Origin of the sequence: Streptomyces sp. Go-475 (assembly GCF_003330845.1) — a bacterium.
Taxonomy (GTDB): domain Bacteria; phylum Actinomycetota; class Actinomycetes; order Streptomycetales; family Streptomycetaceae; genus Streptomyces.
In genome coordinates this window covers 2,150,486-2,167,129 of the sequence record NZ_CP026121.1, presented here as the reverse complement: position 1 = coordinate 2,167,129, position 16,644 = coordinate 2,150,486, and the positions used below count along the sequence as shown (strand labels likewise).

The 16,644-nt window shown below is 73.3% G+C and carries 13 protein-coding genes and 1 pseudogene; 6 read left to right on the top strand and 8 right to left on the bottom strand.

What is annotated here, in order from left to right:
• The first annotated feature begins 12 nt into the window (after positions 1–12).
• Positions 13–972, top strand: coding sequence for a hypothetical protein (locus C1703_RS09925; protein ID WP_114251559.1), 960 nt, complete (start codon positions 13–15; stop codon positions 970–972).
• A gap of 45 nt (positions 973–1,017) precedes the next feature.
• On the opposite strand, the gene C1703_RS09920 is transcribed toward C1703_RS09925, so the two are convergent.
• From C1703_RS09920 to C1703_RS09905, 4 genes are all read right to left on the bottom strand, one after another.
• A complete protein-coding gene (locus C1703_RS09920) occupies positions 1,018–2,508 on the bottom strand; it encodes an NAD(P)/FAD-dependent oxidoreductase (RefSeq protein WP_114251558.1) in 1,491 nt (496 codons plus the stop codon).
• Between the two features lie 479 nt (positions 2,509–2,987).
• Complete coding sequence (locus C1703_RS09915) at positions 2,988–3,617, bottom strand: TetR/AcrR family transcriptional regulator (RefSeq protein ID WP_114251557.1); 630 nt, start codon at positions 3,615–3,617, stop codon at positions 2,988–2,990.
• Between the two features lie 47 nt (positions 3,618–3,664).
• The gene (locus tag C1703_RS09910) at positions 3,665–5,749 is read right to left on the bottom strand and encodes a YhgE/Pip domain-containing protein (RefSeq protein ID WP_114251556.1); all 2,085 of its coding nucleotides are present in this window, start codon (positions 5,747–5,749) and stop codon (positions 3,665–3,667) included.
• Positions 5,721–6,473 (bottom strand): ATP-binding cassette domain-containing protein, encoded by a 753-nt coding sequence (locus C1703_RS09905; protein WP_114251555.1) that lies wholly within the window; start codon positions 6,471–6,473, stop codon positions 5,721–5,723. The genes C1703_RS09910 and C1703_RS09905 overlap by 29 nt, the downstream gene beginning before the upstream one ends.
• Positions 6,474–6,640: 167 nt before the next feature.
• On the opposite strand from C1703_RS09905, the gene C1703_RS09900 reads away from it, so the two are divergent.
• The 3 genes from C1703_RS09900 (at position 6,641) to C1703_RS09890 (ending at position 8,895) form a co-directional block, all read left to right on the top strand.
• Positions 6,641–7,204 carry an SAV_6107 family HEPN domain-containing protein gene (locus C1703_RS09900; protein WP_114251554.1) on the top strand — a complete coding sequence of 188 codons (564 nt, stop codon included), beginning with the start codon at positions 6,641–6,643 and terminating at the stop codon, positions 7,202–7,204.
• 212 nt (positions 7,205–7,416) lie between these two features.
• Complete coding sequence (locus C1703_RS09895) at positions 7,417–8,214, top strand: methyltransferase (protein WP_114251553.1); 798 nt, start codon at positions 7,417–7,419, stop codon at positions 8,212–8,214.
• A 279-nt stretch (positions 8,215–8,493) separates the two neighbouring features.
• Positions 8,494–8,895 (top strand): DUF3040 domain-containing protein, encoded by a 402-nt coding sequence (locus tag C1703_RS09890; RefSeq protein WP_037765734.1) that lies wholly within the window; start codon positions 8,494–8,496, stop codon positions 8,893–8,895.
• A 180-nt stretch (positions 8,896–9,075) separates the two neighbouring features.
• Here the strand turns inward: C1703_RS09890 and C1703_RS09885 are convergent.
• The 4 genes and pseudogenes from C1703_RS09885 to C1703_RS09870 all read right to left on the bottom strand — a co-directional run bounded on the left by C1703_RS09885 (position 9,076) and on the right by C1703_RS09870 (position 14,700).
• Positions 9,076–11,470, bottom strand: a pseudogene (locus C1703_RS09885) (DUF3488 and transglutaminase-like domain-containing protein).
• Positions 11,470–12,831 carry a DUF58 domain-containing protein gene (locus C1703_RS09880; protein ID WP_114251552.1) on the bottom strand — a complete coding sequence of 454 codons (1,362 nt, stop codon included), beginning with the start codon at positions 12,829–12,831 and terminating at the stop codon, positions 11,470–11,472. Before C1703_RS09880 ends, C1703_RS09885 begins: the two are co-directional and overlap by 1 nt.
• Positions 12,831–13,871: a MoxR family ATPase gene (locus C1703_RS09875; protein WP_114251551.1), complete on the bottom strand. Its 1,041-nt coding sequence runs from the start codon at positions 13,869–13,871 to the stop codon at positions 12,831–12,833. Before C1703_RS09875 ends, C1703_RS09880 begins: the two co-directional genes overlap by 1 nt.
• A 280-nt stretch (positions 13,872–14,151) precedes the next feature.
• Positions 14,152–14,700, bottom strand: a complete 549-nt coding sequence (locus C1703_RS09870; protein WP_114251550.1) for a carbonic anhydrase — start codon at positions 14,698–14,700, stop codon at positions 14,152–14,154.
• Between the two features lie 373 nt (positions 14,701–15,073).
• Here C1703_RS09870 and rsmH point away from each other — a divergent pair, with 373 nt between their 5' ends.
• Both rsmH and C1703_RS09860 read left to right on the top strand, forming a co-directional pair.
• On the top strand, positions 15,074–16,030 hold the full coding sequence (gene rsmH, locus C1703_RS09865; RefSeq protein ID WP_114251549.1) for a 16S rRNA (cytosine(1402)-N(4))-methyltransferase RsmH: 957 nt from the start codon (positions 15,074–15,076) through the stop codon (positions 16,028–16,030).
• Positions 16,031–16,061: 31 nt separating this feature from the next.
• Positions 16,062–16,517, top strand: coding sequence for a septum formation initiator family protein (locus tag C1703_RS09860; RefSeq protein WP_114251548.1), 456 nt, complete (start codon positions 16,062–16,064; stop codon positions 16,515–16,517).
• The last annotated feature ends 127 nt before the right edge of the window (positions 16,518–16,644 follow it).

The window sequence follows — 16,644 nt, the reverse complement described above, 5'->3', positions numbered from 1 at the left end:
AGAGGGGCGTACATGGGCTGGGCGGTCCTCTACATCGCGTTCGGCGTCGTCGCGCTGTGGCTGCTGGGCGAGGTGCTGCTGCAGTACAAGGCGCGGCTGCGCTGGCGACTGCTCGCCTTCGTCGGCTTCCTCGGTGTCGTGGTCGGTGTCCTGATCCCGTCGGTCGTCGTGATCGGACTGGGCGCGGCCGCCTTCGCGGTGGGCCAGACCTACGTCACCCTGTCGTTCCGCAGCGGCTTCGCGTCCGGCTGGGCGATGAACGCCCCGATGCTGGGCGGCAGCAAGCGCCGCCGCGGTGAGCGCGGCCGCCAGGAGCCGACCCTGGAGGTCTCCGGCCTGGAGGCGGCCGACGCCGGCTACGGCGACGAGGGCGCCGACCACCACCGCGACAGCGTCTCCTACGACCAGAGCGACGACTACGACGGCGACGACTACGACCGCGACGACGTCTTCACGCCGTCGCGGCCGGTCCGGCCGGCGGACGCCGAGACCACCGCCGTCTACGAGCCGCAGCCCGTGCCGGACGACAGCGGCTCCTACGGCGTCTACGGTGACACCGGGTACCACGGCCAGTCCCACGACCAGCCCCACGACCAGTACGCCGCGCAGGCCACCGACCAGTCCTACGCCTACGACTACTCGGGCTACGGCCAGCAGGGCTACGACGCCACCGGCCAGCAGCAGTACGCCGCCTACTCCGACCCGTACATCGGCTCGTCGAGCTACGGCTCGGGCGGGTACGACACCGGCTACGGCGACCAGCAGTACTACGGCCAGCAGCAGGGCTACGGGCAGGACCAGTACGCCGGCACCTACGGCGGCGAGACCCCGCCCGGCGGCGTCTGGGTCCCGCAGCAGCGCAACACCGACGAGTACGGGCAGGAACTGCCGTCGGAGCAGCCGTACCCGTACCAGGGCGGCGGGCAGCAGCAGACGCACGGGAACGGCTTCGACGAGCAGTACCGTTTCTGAAGCCTGAGTTCCCTTTCTGAAGCCAAGGTTCCGAGGCGGGGCCGGTCACTGCGAGCCCCGGAAGTCCGGTCCCTCCACGATCAGTCCCGCGACGAGCGCGCCCGACATGCCCGCGTGCGGCAGTCCGCCGCCGGGGTGGGCCCAGCCGCCGACCGCGAACAAGCCGGGCATCCGGGTGCTGTTGGACGGGTGCAGCAGGCGCCCGCCGGCCGCCGCCAGCGCCGGTACGGGCACCGACCCGTCCTCCGCGCCCGTCGCGTCCGCGATGTCGGCCGGGGTGCGCACCTCGTGCCAGAGGAGGCGGTCGCGCAGGTCGGGGAGGGCCTGTTCGGCGACCGTGATCATGCGTGCGGCGAGGTCGTCGCAGGACAGGTCGGGGCGCGCGGGGACCACCGCCGTGAGGGTGACCGCCTCGTGGTCCTCCGGGGCCGACCGCGGGTCGTCGGGCCGCAGGACCGTCACGGTCGGATGCGCGGGCTGCGCCGCCGCGCCGAACAGGGCGTCCAACTCGGCCTCGCGGTCGCGGGCATGGACCACCGTGCGGTGGGCCGTGTCCTCGGGGCGGGCACCGCGCAGGGCGAGCAGGACCGTCAACCGGCCGGCTGCCGCTCGCTGCGCGGGCACCTCGCCGTCGCCCCGCACCGCATGGCCCGCCGTGAGCCGGTCCAGCACGCCGGGCGCGACTCCGGCCACCACGAAGTCGGCCTCCGCGACCGTCCCGTCCGCGAGTTCCACCCCCGAGGCCCGGCCGTCCTTCTCCAGCACACCGGTGACCTCGGCGCCGAAACGGAACTCGACCTTCCGGGCCAGGCACCGCTCGTACACCGCGCGCGCCAGCTCGCGCATGCCCCCGCGCACGTACCAGGTGCCGAAGGCGTGCTCCATGTACGGCAGTACGGCCGCGCTCGCCGGGGTGACACGGGGGTCCAGGCCCTGCGCGAGGGCGTATCCCTCGAGCAGCGCCGCGAGCCGGGGGTCGCGCAGCTCCCAGGCGCCGACCTCGGCCAGCGTGCCCGCCCGGCGGGTGCGCAGCAGTCGCTTGTGGGGCACCGCCGGATAGGGCTCGCGTTCCGCCAGCACCTGCCAGTTCGGCCAGAGCGGCTCCTCCAGGAGGGGGCGGCGGGTCCGGTCCCAGGCCTCACGGGCCCGGACCAGGAAGTCGCCCCAGCGCTTCCCCGCGCCGGAGCCGAGGGCCTCGTCCAGGGCGGCGACGACGCCCGCGCGCGAGGCGTTGGGCAGGGACACGCGCGTGCCGTCCGCGAACACGTGCCGGGACGACGGGTCGACCTGGACCAGCTCTACGCACGCCTCCAGCGGCTCCTTGCCGGTCTTGACGAACAGGTCGCGGTAGACGGCGGGCAGCGGGAGCAGGCCGGGGCCCGTGTCGAAGGAGAACCCGTCCCGCTCGAAGCGGCGCAGCGCCCCGCCGTACGTGTCCGTCCGCTCGTACACCGCCACCCGGTGGCCCGCGACGGCCAGCCGGGCGGCGGCCGACAGCGCGCCCATCCCGGCGCCGATCACCGCAATCCGTGCCATGCCAGGGACTTTATCCGCCCCCACCGACAGCCCTCGCCGGCCACCGTCCGAGTACGGACGCGGAGGTGATCGTGACCAGTGGCCCGGGGAGCGCTCTGGGGCCGGGTGCGCAGCACTGAGTATCCGTACCTAGTGGGGGACTTGAGTACGCGCGCGGATGGGGGCCGACCTGCGAAAACGAGAGAGTGGAGACACGGAGAGGGGCACGGCTCCGGCACCGGCGACACGGGGCGCCGGAACGGGGCCGGCCCACGATCCGCTCCTTCCGCCGACGGTGTCGGCGGGAGCGAGGCACGGGGGAGAACCGGGGGACGACCGCAACGGGGGTCCTGCGGGGGGACGTACGGGGAGCAGGAAAAACGGGGGAGCACGGAAGGCGCCGGTTCGAGGTGGCCCGCGGGGGACGCGGCCACATCGGACCGGCGCTTTCACGTCCGCATCGGCCGCGCTCGCACCGGCCGACGGCACTCGTCGCGCTGTCAGCGGCAGCCGCTCACCCGTCCCTGGAGCAGGCGGGACAGCGCCGCGTGGACGTCGTCCAGGGAGCGCTCCGGCTGGAAGGACTTCCAGTCGAGCGCGGCCACCAGGACCATGCCGACCAGCGCGGACGCCGTCAGCGAGACATCGATCTCCGCGCTGAACTCACCGCCCGCCACGCCGTCGCGCAGCACGCCCTCCACGACCGCCACGGCCTGCTGCCGGACCACCATCAGCGTGGACTGCCAGGCCCGGTTGGTGCGCCACAGCTCGGCCACGTACAGCTGGGTGAAGGCCGGGTAGCGGTCGATGAAGACCAGCCCGGCGCGGATCATCGCGTCCAGGGCGTCGACCTTGCCGCCGCCCTCCCGGGCGGTCCGCTCGGCCGCTTCCCGGAGGGAGGCCGTGAGGAGCCCCACCCCGTGCCGCAGCAGTTCCTCGAAGAGGACGGACTTGCTCGCGAAGTTGTAGTAGACCGTGCCCTTCGCGACTCCGGCACGCTCGGCGATCTCGTCCACGGTCGTGGCGGAGAACCCCTGCTCGGCGATGAGCGTGACGGCCGCCTCATAGAGCTTCTGCCGGGTGGCCTCGCGGCGCGTGCTGCCGCCCGACGCGGCACTGCTGCTTTCCATGGCCCTGATTGTCACAGGAACCTTTCCGGGAGACGTGACGGAAGGACTCACAGGCTCAGCTCCGGATGCAGCCGGTCCAGCGTCCACACCTGGCGCCGGCGGGCCGCCACGGCGGTCAGCGCGAGGGCACCGGCGGTGAACGCCGTCAGCACCACGCACGCGTGCCACACCGGTTCGAGACCACCGCCCGTGATGAGCCTGCGCAGCGCCTCCACGACGTAGCTCATCGGCAGGAAGGGATGCAGGGCGTTGAAGAAGCCGGGGCTGGTCTGCACGGGGTACGTGCCGCCCGCCGAGGTCAGCTGGAGCATCAGCAGCGCGAGGACGAGGATCCGGCCCGCCGCCCCGAAGCGCGCGTTCAGCCACTGCACGATCGCCGCGAAGCACGCCGTCACCAGGAACAGGAAGCCGACCGTCCCGGCGGCCCGGGCCATCTCCAGGCCGATCGCCCAGTGCAGCACCGACATCAGCGCCGTCGTCTGCAGCACTCCGATCGCCACCACCGGCAGCCAGCCCGCCAGCGCGATCCGCCAGGCGGAGGCGCCCGCGGCGAGCGCGCGCCGGTTCATCGGGGCGATCAGCATGTACGCCACCATCGCGCCCACCCACAGGGACAGCGGGATGAAGTACGGCGCGAAGCCGGTGCCGTAGTTGGGGGCCTTGTGCAGGTCCTGGGAGGCGAGCCGCACCGGGTCGGCCATGACCTCCGTGCGCCGGTCGCGGTCCTGCTCGTCGTAGTCGGGGATCTTCTCCGCCCCGTCGTGCAGGCCGCCGGCGAGCTTCCCGGAGCCGCCGACGAGCTTGTAGATGCCGCCGTTGAGGTCGTCGGCGCCCGTCTTCAGCTCGCCGACGCCCTTGTCCAGGCCGACGGCGCCCGTCTTGGCCGTGCCGATGCCCTGGTGCAGTTTCCTCGCCCCGGCGGCGACCTCGGCCGCCCCGTCGTTCAGCTTGTTGATCTTCTTGACGGCGTCGTCGAGGTCCTCGGAGAGGTGCGGCGCGCGGTCGGCGAGGGCCTGGGACTGCTTCTGCAGGGTGGCGAGGTTCTTGTCGAGCTTCGCCAGGTCGCCGTCCTGGTCCGCGATCAGCGTGTTGAGGTCGTCCGCGATGAGGGTGACGTCGGCGGCCGCGTCCTTGGCCTTCTTCAGGTCGGCGCAGGCGGCGTCGGGCAGGACGGGGTCCGCGCAGCGCCTGGCGTAGACGTCGCTCAGCGTGCCGGACGCGGCGCGGGCGCCCTTGGCGGCGGTCGGGGCCGTCTTCACCAGGGTGTCCAGGTGCTTGCGGATCACGCCGGAGGAGTCGGCGACGAGCCGGGCCGTGTCACCGATGGTCTTCTCGTTGTCCTTGAGGAACGGGCCCACCTTCCCGGCGGTCCGGTTGACCTTGTCGGCGAGCGCCTGCGTGCCGTCGGCGACCCGCTTCGAGCCGTCCTCCAGGTCGCCCGCGCCCGTGTGGAGCTTCTTCAGGCCCTTGGCCAGCTTCCCGCTGCCGCCCTTGGCGTCCGCCAGGCCGTCAGCAAGGTCCTTGGAGCCCTTCTCGGCCTTGCCGATGCCGCCCTTGAGCTGGTCGGCGCCCTTCGCCGCCTTCACCGTCCGGCCGTGGATGTCGGAGAACGAGACGAAGATCCGGTCCAGGAAGGACCGCGAGGTCTTCGTGGACGCGGCCTGCCGCACCTCGCCGAACACCGTCCGGGAGATCTGGCCGACGATGTAGTTGTTCGCGTCGTTGGTGCGCACCTGGAGGGCGCCGGTCTCCGGGGAGTTCCCGGAACTGGAGGCGATCCGCTCGCTGAAGTCGGCGGGCATGGTGAGGGACAGGTAGTACGTGCCGTCCTCGACGCCCCTGCGGGCCTCGGCGGCGCTCACTTCCTGCCAGTCGAAGGTCTTGCTGTCGCGCAGGCCTTTGGTGATGTCGTCGCCCGCCGTGATCCTCTTCCCGTCGGCGGTGGCTCCCTTGTCGCCGTTCACGAGCGCCACGGGGATCCGGTCCAGCCGGCCGTACGGGTCCCAGAACGACCACAGGTACAGCGCGCCGTACAGCAGCGGCAGCACCAGCAGCGCGACCAGCGCGGCGCGCGGCAGCTTCCCCCGGCCGAAGCGGCGGAGCTCAAGCGCGGCCAGTCTCGGCGAGCGCATCGGCCTTCTCCTCTCCCTGGTCGGGGTTGTCGTGGGTGGACACCCGGAGGGCGCCCTCCGGGGCCTCGCTGCACACCGCCAGGACGGTCGTGCCGGTGTCGGCCATGGACCTGAGGAGGGCCCAGGCCTCCGCCCGCTCGTCGTCCGAGAGCTTGAGGTCCGTGTCGTCGACGCCCAGCAGCCGGGGCCGGCCGACGAGGGCCAGGGCGACCGACAGGCGCAAGGCCTCCAGGCGCTCCAGATCGCGGACGGCGGTACGAGGACCCTTGGGCAGCGCCTCCAGGTCGAGACCGGCGGCGGCGAGGGCCGCGTCGGTGCGCTGTCCGGCCTCGGCCGCCCGCTCGCTCCGGGGCCGCAGCAGCCCGCGCAGGGAGTCACCGAAGCGCCGCTGGAGCAGCGCCCGTTCCCGCAGGTGCTCCCCGACGGTCAGGGCCGGATCGAGGTCGGTGACCCCCGGAACGTGCGCCAGGGCACTGACCCGGCGCACCGCCGACAGCTGCTTGGGCAGCCGGGCGTCGCCCACCACCGCCGTGCCCTCCGTGACCTTCATCCGCCCCGTCAGCGCGAGCAGCAGGCACGTCCGGCCGGACCCGGACGGCCCCTCGACCGCGATGAGCGACCCCGGCTCGGCGTCGACGGAGATCCCGCGGACCGCCCACCCCCTCGGCCCCTTGATCCCCAGGCCTTCGGCGGCGATCCGCACCCCTGCGGTCCCTTCCCCCACGAGTCTCCCCTGAATTTGAACTGACTGGTCAGTGCAAAAACTACTCCGAACCTACGATCGGGGCAAAACCGCAGGTCAGAACGGATTGTCAGTGCCATACCTCACGATGGGTCACATACGGCACTCCCTGACGGACGTGCCGTCACACAGACGACAGGAGGTTCGTCATGGCCAGCTACCACGCAGCAGCCGCCCGCCGGCGCCGCGCCACCGGCCCTGCCCCCTCACTGACCGGCCCGGCGAGCGACGTGCACCCCGTGCTGCGCCGGGCCACGGCCCCGCCCGCCGCCCTCGACCTGCTCGCCCAGGCCCGCGCCGGACTGGACGAGGCCCGCGCCCTGGAAACCCCGAACGAGCGCTACGCCACCGCCCACCTCGCCGCCCTGCGCACGGCCGCCGCCGTGCTCGCCGCCCGGGGGCGGCCGGAGACCTCGCCCCGGGCCCGGGCCAAGATCCGCAGCGCCTGGGAAGTGCTCCCCGAGATCGCGCCCGAACTGACCGAGTGGAGCGCGCTGTTCGCCTCCGGCGCCCGGCGCCGCGCCCGCGCGGAGGCGGGCATCCAGGGCGCGGCCACCGGCCGGGACGCCGACGACCTCATACGGGACGTGGCGATGTTCCTCCGGCTCGTCGAGCGCATGCTCGTCCTCCAGCCGGTCCTCCCGCAGCCGCGCCCCGACCAGGAGCGGCCGGAGGATCCCGGCCCGGGGAGGGACATGCCGGACGCGGGTTGACCGGCCGGTCGCGGTCATGGCACCTGCCGGCCGGTGGCTACGGCACCTGACCGGCTGGTCATGGTTACGGCGCCGGGTCATGCCGGCCGCCGCGCCCGAGGCAATAGGGTGGGGGACGCCTGAAGTCTTCCCTCCCCGTGGCCGGGGCCGGGAAGGCACCCCGTTCCGCTCCGCCGCGCAAGAGGCGGTGCCGCGCCGAGGAGTCAACTGACGTGTCGGACCCGATGCGCCCCCGCGCCTCACTCCGTACCGCCGTGGTCTGGGAAGTCCTCCAGGACGCCCTCGACCGCCGGGTCAAGGCCACGGGTCGGGAGTCGCTGGACGTCCTCGACACCGGGGGCGGCAGCGGCAACTTCGCGGTGCCCGTCGCCCGCCTCGGCCACCGGGTCACCGTCGTCGACCCCAGCCCGAACGCGCTGTTCGCCCTGGAGCGCCGCGCCGCCGAGGCCGGCGTCGCCGACCGGGTCAAGGGCGTGCAGGGCGATGCCCACGGCCTCTTCGACGTCGCCGAGCGCGGTGGCTACGACGCGGTGCTGTGCCACGGCGTCCTGGAGTACGTGGACGACCCGGCCGAGGGCGTCCGCAACGCGGTGGCCGCCCTGCGCCCCGAGGGCGTCCTCAGCCTGCTCGCCGCCGGACTCGGCGGTGCCGTGCTGGCCCGCGCCCTCGCCGGCCACTTCAAGGAGGCCCGGCAGGCGCTCGACGACCCGAACGGACGATGGGGCACGGGTGACCCCGTGCCGCGCCGCTTCACCGCCGAGCAGCTCACGGCGCTGGTCGAGGCCGCGGGCCTGCGGATCGGCGCCGTGCACGGCGTGCGGGTCTTCGCCGACCTCGTGCCCGGCGTCCTCGTCGACACCGAGCCCGGAGCTTTGGAAGCGCTGCTGAAGCTGGAGGAGGCCGCGGCCGAGCTGCCGGCCTTCCACTCGGTGGCCACGCAGCTTCATGTGCTCGGTGAGACCCATGGGGCGGTTGAGACCGATGAGGCCCGTGGGGCCGCCGGGGCCTGAGCCGCTTCCTGAGTCACCGCCGCTGATCAGCGCCTGGGCTGTGGATGGAGTACGCCACAGGCCCCCCGAATGGCGGCTGAGCGCCGTATGATCGAGGGAGACCGTTCCGGCATGACGGGTCGGCCGCCGGGGAATGGAAGCCTCAGCGAGCCGGGACGTCCATGGCGGATTCCGGTTGGCCAATTGGCGCAGAGGGGCGGGTTTCACGGGGGCGATTCCCTGCCTATCCTGAAGAGACCCCCCGGGTCGCCCCGGCGACTGCACGATGAGGAGGACTCCGTGCCGCTCTCGGAGCACGAGCAGCGCATGCTCGAGCAGATGGAGCGAGCGCTGTACGCCGAAGATCCCAAGTTCGCGTCGGCGCTCGAGGGAAGCGGGCTGCGTACGTACACCCGGCGGCGGGTCTACCAGGCGGTCGCGGGCTTCCTCGTAGGTATTGCGCTCCTCATGGCCGGTATGGTCGCCAAGCAGGTCTGGCTCAGCGTCGTGGGCTTCCTCGTCATGCTGGGCTGTGCGGTGCTCGCCGTGACCGGCTGGCGCAAGGCCCCCAAGCCGGGCGAACAGGCCGCCGGTGCCGCCGGAGGGCCGCAGGCCCGCCGTCAGGGCAGGCAACGCCGCTCCATGATGGACCGCATCGAGCAGCGCTGGCAGAAGCGCCGCGACGAGCAGGGCGGCCACTAGCCAGCCCCCACAGCTCGCCAGGACTACGTGAACGCGTACGTCAGGGGGTGACCACCGACCAGGTGGTCACCCCCTGACGCATGCCTTGAAGGGGCAGGGGCGGGTGCGGGGGCAGCGCGGCCGACCGAGCCGCAGGAAGCCGAGGCACCCGCGGCCGGCCGGCCCCGGCCGTCTCTGTCGTCAGCCCTGCTGCCCCGATGCCTTGCGCCACGCCGGCCGCAGTGCCAGGGCCCGTTCCCGGACCCCCGACCACCAGGCCGATACTGCCCACAGCACGCGGACGGTGGAGCGCGGGGCCACCAGCGCGCGGAGCCGGGTGGGGCGGCCGACCGCGGCGCTCAGGCCCGCTGCGGCACGGCGGACGTCGTCCGTGAGGCCCGCCGTCGGGCGGGGCTGCGGCGCGTACAGGACCTGCTCCACCGCGTTCGCCACCCGGTGCACCGAGGCCGCGGCCGTCGCGTCGAGGCTGCCCAGCCGGACGATGCGGGCGGCCGCCTTGCGCGGCGTCTGCGACTCGTCCGGCACGATGCCGAAGTCCCACGCGGTGTCCGTCAGCTCCTGCCATACCGCCAGCGTGTGCGGCAGCGCGTCAGCGTCGCCGCGGCCGTGTGCCCCCAGCCGTACCGAGCGGGTCCGCAGGCGCCACAGCATCGGTGCCAGCGGCAGGACCAGGACCGCGAGACCGGCGAGGGCCCAGGCCAGGATCGCGTACCACTTCGGGCCGTCGTCGTCCGTGGGCAGCGCCGCCGCCGGGGACTCGCTCGCGCAGCCGCCGTCCAGCCTCCTCTGCTCCGGCGTGCAGGACTCACGCGCCGAGGGCGTCGGGGAGGGCGCCGCCGACGCGGACTGGGTCGGGCGCGCCGGGTCCGGCACGGAGCTGCCCGGGGTGTCCGGCAGGGTGTACGAGGGCATCGAGCCGCGGTTCGGCGTCGGCTCGAAGCGGGTCCAGCCCACGCCCTCGAAGTACAGCTCGGGCCAGGCGTGCGCGTCCCGCAGCCCCACGGACACCGAGCCGTCCGCCTGCGGGGAGCCGGGCGCGAAGCCCACCGCGACCCGGGCCGGTATGCCCAGGGAGCGGGCCATCGCCGCCATCGCGAAGGAGAAGTGCACGCAGAAGCCCTGCTTGTCCTTCAGGAAGCGGGCGATCGCCTGCGAGCCGCTGCCGACCTGCACCTGCGTGTCGTACTCGAAGCCGCCGGTCACGGCGAACCAGTCCTGGAGCTTGACCGCCTGGTCGTACGGGTTGGTGGCGCCCGCGGTGACCTGGCGGGCGGTGCGGGCCACGATCGCCGGCAGGGAGTCGGGCAGCTCCGTGAAGTCCCGCTTGATGGCCGCGGGCGGCGGCCCCGCCGAGGCCAGCTCGCTCCGCCGTCGGCTGCACGTCCAGGCTCTTGACCTGGTACTTCAGACCGCGCGTGTTCTGGCCGTGGTCGCCGACCAGGGTCATGCCCAGCGGCTCGTACCGCCAGTTGCCGCTGATGGTCACGCCGCTCGGCGGGTACGGCATGGGCAGCCAGTCCTGGGCGTACCAGTCGGCCGCCGAGATGGTGGTGTCGATCTCCGCGCGCTTGACGTCGGGGCTGAGGCCGATCGGCGGCGGGAACGTGCCGTCGGGGACAGCGGTGATGGAGCGCCGGGACGGCTTCCAGGTGGTGCCGTCGAAGTCGTCCAGCGACACGATCCGCAGGTACAGGTCCGAGACGTCCGGCATCTCGGTCCGCACGGACAGGACCTGCTGGTCCTCGTCCGCGTTCAGACTGTCGCGCAGGGACACCAGCGGGTTCACGGCGGAGATCGTGCCGCCGCCGCCCGTGCCGCGGCCCGCGCCCGCTCCCACGGAGTCCAGCAGACCGCCGTTCATCGCGGGCAGCCCGAGCGGCACCACCAGGGCGATGCCCAGCGCCACCACGCCGATGCGCCGGCCGGTGCGGATCGGGGCGGCCGCGCCGGCCGGCTCCCCGCCGGCCGTGCGCGAGGCCCCGGCGAAGACCCTGCCCCACTGGGAGAGCCGGTCCCGGCCCTCGGCCAGCAGCAGCATCAGATAGCCGGCCGCCGCGACCAGGAACCACAGCCAGTCCGTGCCCCCGTCGGACAGCCCCGCGGCCACCGAGTACAGGGCGAGCAGCGGCAGTCCGGCCGGGGCGGCGCTGCGGAAGGTCACCGCCAGGATGTCCACCAGCAGCCCGATGACCAGGACCCCGCCGATGAGCATCAGCCGGATGCCGTCGGAGCTCAGGGGCGCGGGGATCGCGTACCGCGCGATGTCGTCCCCGCCCTGCTGGAGCAGGAGCGCGAAGCGGTCGATGGCCTGCGGCCCGGGGATCAGCCCGGCGAGGGCCTGCTCACGGGCGAACACGAAGGTCAGCAGCACCACGGTGACCAGGGCCTGCGCCGCCACCGTCAGCGGGCGCGCCAGCGGCACCCGGCGGGCCGCCGCCCCCACGCCCGACTGGATGCCCAGCAGGAAGGCCGCCTGCACGATCCAGGTGGCGGGCTGCACGAGGGGCAGCAGGGCGCACGCGGCCATCAGCGTGGCCGCCCACGCGCCCAGCGTCAGTCGTACCCGCCCGCTCATCACGGCCCCTCCCCGCCGCTCGCGGCGGCCATGCCCCTGCGCTCCCGGTCGGCCTGCCGCCACAGCTCGTCCAGCGAGGCGTCCCGCGGCACGCCGAGGGCCGTCCAGCCCGCCTCGCGCAGCATGCGCAGCCGCTCCCCGCTCCCGTCCAACGGACCGGGCACGTCGCTCGGTTCCCGCATCCAGGTGTCGCTGTCCAGCACGAAGGCGACCGCGCCCGGGCTGCGCTGCCGCATCCTGCCCAGCACCGCCGTCTGCTCCTCGTCCAGGTCGCCGAGGAAGGCCACCAGCAGCCCCTCGTTCCCGCCGCGCAGCACGTCGTAGGCCCGGGACAGCCCCGCGCCGTCGGAGTGGTCGATCACCGCGAGGGTGTCCATCATGAGCCCGGCCGCGTCGGCCGACTCCTGGTGCGCGCCCGCGAAGCCGTCACCGCCCTCGCCGGGCACCGCGTTGCCGGTGTCCGTCAGCAGCCGTACCGAGAAGCCGCGTTCGAGCATGTGCACCAGCACGGAGGCGGCGCCGGCCACGGCCCACTCGAAGGCCGAGTCCGGGCCCGCGCCCTGGAAGGCGATGCCCCGGGTGTCGAGCAGGACCGTGCAGCGGGCGCGCTGCGGCTGCTCCTCGCGGCGCACCATCAGCTCGCCGTAGCGGGCCGTGGAGCGCCAGTGCACGCGGCGCAGGTCGTCGCCGTAGCGGTAACCGCGCGGGATGACGTCGTCCTCCCCGGCCAGGGCGAGCGAGCGCTGCCGCCCGTCGCCGTACCCCTTCGCCTCGCCGCTCAGGCGCACCGGGGCCAGCGGTTCCACGCGCGGGATCACCGTCAGGGTGTCGTACGTGGAGAAGGACCGGGTCAGTTCGCACATGCCGAACGGGTCGGTCAGGCGCAGCTGGAGCGGGCCCAGCGGGTAGCGGCCGCGCAGGTCGGAACGGACCCGGTAGGACACCTCGCGCCGGCCGCCCGCCTCCATCCGGTCGAGCACGAAGCGGGGCCGGGGGCCGAGCACGTACGGCACCCGGTCCTGGAGCATCAGCAGACCCGTGGGCAGCCGCGAGACGTTGTCCATCCGCAGGTGGACCCGGGCCTCGCTGCCGGCGGGCACGCGCGCGGGGGAGAGCCGGCGGCTGCCGGCGACCCGGTAGCGCGTGCGGTACAGCACCGTCGCGCACACCAGCGGCAGCACCGCCAGGAGCAGGCCGACGCGCAGCAGGTCGCTCTGCCCGAGCACGTAACTGCAGATGGCGGCCGCGACACCGGCGGCCAGGAAGGAGCGTCCGCGGGTGGTCAGACCGGCCAGGGCGGTGCGGATGCCGCCCTTCTCGCCCCGGTCGGCCTCCGCGTGCCCCGTCCCCGCGGTGGTCATCACAGCCTCCGCGGCGGGTGCGAGGGGTAGACCGGAGCGGTGCGGCCCACGGCGCCGAAGCCGCTCTGCTGCTGGGGCGCCGCCGGCACCGGGGTGCGCTGCAGGATCTCCTCGACGACCTGCTCGGCCGTGCGGCGGTTGAGCTGGGCCTGGGCGGTGGGCAGCAGGCGGTGGGCCAGGACGGCGACGGCGAGGGCCTGCACGTCGTCCGGCAGCGCGTACTCCCGGCCGCTGAGGGCCGCGGTCGCCTTCGCCGCGCGCAGCAGATGCAGCGTCGCGCGCGGCGAGGCGCCCAGTCTGAGGTCGGGGTGCGTACGCGTGGCGCCGACCAGGTCGACCGCGTAGCGCCGGACCGGCTCGGCGACGTGCACGCCGCGCACCGCCTCGATCAGCTTGAGGATCTCGTGCGCGTGCGCCACGGGCTGGAGGTCCTCCAGCGGCGAGACACCGCCGTGCACGTCCAGCATCTGCAGCTCGGCCTCCGCGCTCGGGTAGCCGACCGAGACCCGGGCCATGAAGCGGTCGCGCTGGGCCTCCGGCAGCGGGTAGGTGCCCTCCATCTCGACCGGGTTCTGCGTCGCCACCACCATGAAGGGGCTGGGCAGCTCGTAGGTCTTGCCGTCGATGGTGACCTGGCGCTCCTCCATCGACTCCAGGAGCGCGGACTGCGTCTTGGGCGAGGCGCGGTTGATCTCGTCGCCGATCACCACCTGCGCGAAGATCGCGCCCGGCTTGAACTCGAAGTCACGGCGCTGCTGGTCCCAGATGGACACACCGGTGATGTCCGACGGCAGCAGGTCGGGCGTGAACTGGATGCGCCGCACCGAGCAGTCGATGGACCGCGCCAGTGCCTTGGCCAGCATCGTCTTGCCGACTCCCGGGACGTCCTCGATCAGCAGATGTCCCTCGGCGAGCAGCACGGTCAGCGAGAGCCGTACGACCTCGGGCTTTCCCTCGATCACGCCTTCCACCGACTCCCGCACGCGCTCCACCACGGCGGTCAGATCAGTGAGGCTCGCTCGATCGTCATAGGTCGTCACCCGGCCCTCCTCGGCCTTTCCCCTGCTCCCAGGAAGCACGGGATACCCCATTTTCCCGGGCCGACGCCCCACGACGCGGGCCGGCCCACCCCGAACCACGGACACCACGCGAGAGATGTTCAGCGTGACGCCACTCCCCGCATTCTTGCTGCCGTTACCGATTCGTGTCACTCGACTGGGGACAACTGGCCGCGATATGTCGGTCTTGCGGCTGTTCGAACGCGTGACTGACAGGCTTTCGACAGCTACAGCAGGTGGTTTTCCGGGGTGGGCGAGCAGGTCAGGCGGCGGGGTCGACCTCTCGCAGCAGGCCGGTCTTCACGTCGAAGACGAACCCCCGCACATCGTCGGTGTGCAGCAGGAACGGCGAGGTCCGCACGCGCTGCATCGACTGCCGGACGTCCTGGTCGACGTCCGAGAAACACTCCACCGCCCACGCCGGGCGCTGGCCGACCTCGGCCTCCAGCTCGTTGCGGAAGTCCTCGGTCAGACTCTCCAGGCCGCAGCCCGTGTGGTGGATGAGCACGACACTGCGCGTCCCCAGCTTGCGCTGGCTGATGGTGAGGGACCGGATCACGTCGTCCGTGACGACACCGCCCGCGTTGCGGATGGTGTGGCAGTCGCCGAGCTCCAGACCGAGCGCCGCGTGCAGGTCGAGGCGGGCGTCCATGCAGGCCACGACGGCGACGTGCAGGACCGGGCGGGCGTCCATGCCCGGATCGGTGAAGGCCGCCGCGTAACGCTGGTTCGCGTCCACGAGCCGGTCGGTGACGGTGCCGCCGGTGGTCGCGGCGTGAGGGCCAGTGGGAACCGATGCAGAAGTCGTCATATCCATGACGTTACTGGTCACGAGCGTTCCCGTCCCGCTGTGAGAGGGGACAAAGAACGCCATCGGGCGTTGTAGTGAGGTAACCCACAGGGGTGGTGTGCCGGGGGTCGCGACGCGCAGGCCGGTTGATTGACCGGGAGACAGGGTGGACTAAAGTGACGCGAAGCGGGAGGCGAGACTCTCCCCGCTGGACTGATTCCTTCGGAGACCCCGGCGACGACCGGAGATCTCCCCGCGTGCGCGGCGCGTACGTGCGGCTCGGCCTCCTCCCGCTCCCGGTCGGCTGACGCTTCCGGCGCCGGCAGGCCGTCCCCTTCACGAGCGGGCGGGGACCCGGCGGTGCGTACGGGCCCGCCGGATCTGAGAGGGCCCCTTGAGCCAGAGTCGACACGTCCCGGTGATGCTCCAGCGGTGCCTGGACCTGCTGGCACCCGCCCTGGAAGGGCCGGACGCGGTGGTCGTCGACTGCACCCTCGGGCTCGGCGGCCACAGCGAGGCGCTCCTGGAGCGGTTCCCCGGCGTCCGCCTCGTCGCCCTGGACCGCGACAAGGAGGCGCTGCGCCTGTCCGGCGAGCGCCTCGCGCCCCACGGCGAGCGCGCCACCCTCGTCCACGCCGTCTACGACGAACTCCCCGAGGTGCTGAGCAGGCTCGGCATCGCGCGCGTGCAGGGCGTCCTGTTCGACCTGGGCGTCTCCTCCATGCAGCTCGACGAGGCCGACCGCGGCTTCGCCTACGCCCAGGACGCGCCGCTCGACATGCGCATGGACCAGACGACCGGGGTCAGCGCCGCCGAGGTCCTCAACACCTACCCGCCGGGCGAACTCGTCCGCATCCTCCGGGCGTACGGCGAGGAGAAGCAGGCCAAGCGGATCGTGGCCGCGATCGTCCGGGAGCGGGAGAAGGAGCCGTTCAGCAACAGCGCGCGGCTCGTCGAACTGATCCGGGACGCCCTGCCGCAGGCCGCCAAGCGCACCGGCGGCAACCCGGCCAAGCGCACCTTCCAGGCCCTGCGCATCGAGGTCAACGGCGAACTCGCCGTCCTGGAGCGGGCGATCCCGGCCGCCGTGAAGGCGCTCGACGTGGGCGGGCGGATCGCCGTGCTGTCGTACCACTCGCTGGAGGACCGGCTGGTCAAGCAGGTGTTCGCGGCGGGTGCCGCCACCACCGCGCCGCCCGGGCTGCCCGTCGTGCCCGAGCGCTACCAGCCGCGGCTCAAGCTGCTCACGCGCGGTGCCGAACTCCCCACCGAGGAGGAGATCGCCGAGAACCGGCGGGCGGCGCCGGCGCGGCTGCGCGGGGCCGAGCGCATCAGGGAGGACGTCGAGTGAGGCGCGTGCAGGCCGGACCGAGGGAGCGCGAGTGAGCAGCACACCCGAACTGAAGGGGAGGGCGGCGCGTCTCGCCCGCCTCTTCCCGACCGGCCCCGGGCAGGCGGCCCGCACCCCCTTCGTCCTCCTGGTCGTCCTCCTCCTCGGCGGCGGTCTCATCGCCCTGCTGGTGCTGAACTCGGCCCTCAGCGAAGGCGCGTTCAAGCTCGACGACCTCCAGCGCGAGACGAAGAACCTCACCGACGAGGAACAGGCCCTCCAGCGGGACATCGACGCCTACTCCGCGCCCGAGGCCCTCCAGCGCCGCGCCCGCGAACTCGGCATGGTCCCCGGCGGCGACCCCGCCTTCCTCCAGCCCGACGGCACGGTCAAGGGCGTCCCCAGCCCCGCCTCCGGCGTCCGGCAGACCACCGCCCACGTCCCCCTGGTCCTCGCCCCCGAAGCCATGCCCAACGGCCCCGCCCCGACCCCGACCCCCGGCAGGTGACGGAAGTGTCCGACAGGGAACCCCCGCGCCGTCGCGCACCGGGCCTCACCAGGCCGGGCTGCCCTCCTGGAGCCGGTGTTCGTCCGGTCCCCGGCGCTCCTTCCGCTCGCCGGCGCGCGGTGGACCG

Excerpts from the sequence above, each read along its gene's own strand:
- C1703_RS09925 (WP_114251559.1), top strand. The coding sequence starts at position 13 with ATGGGCTGGGCGGTCCTCTACATCGCGTTCGGCGTCGTCGCGCTGTGG.
- C1703_RS09920 (WP_114251558.1), bottom strand. The coding sequence starts at position 2,508 with ATGGCACGGATTGCGGTGATCGGCGCCGGGATGGGCGCGCTGTCGGCC.
- C1703_RS09915 (WP_114251557.1), bottom strand. The coding sequence starts at position 3,617 with ATGGAAAGCAGCAGTGCCGCGTCGGGCGGCAGCACGCGCCGCGAGGCC.
- C1703_RS09910 (WP_114251556.1), bottom strand. The coding sequence starts at position 5,749 with ATGCGCTCGCCGAGACTGGCCGCGCTTGAGCTCCGCCGCTTCGGCCGG.
- C1703_RS09900 (WP_114251554.1), top strand. The coding sequence starts at position 6,641 with ATGGCCAGCTACCACGCAGCAGCCGCCCGCCGGCGCCGCGCCACCGGC.
- C1703_RS09880 (WP_114251552.1), bottom strand. The coding sequence starts at position 12,831 with ATGACCACCGCGGGGACGGGGCACGCGGAGGCCGACCGGGGCGAGAAG.
- C1703_RS09870 (WP_114251550.1), bottom strand. The coding sequence starts at position 14,700 with ATGACGACTTCTGCATCGGTTCCCACTGGCCCTCACGCCGCGACCACC.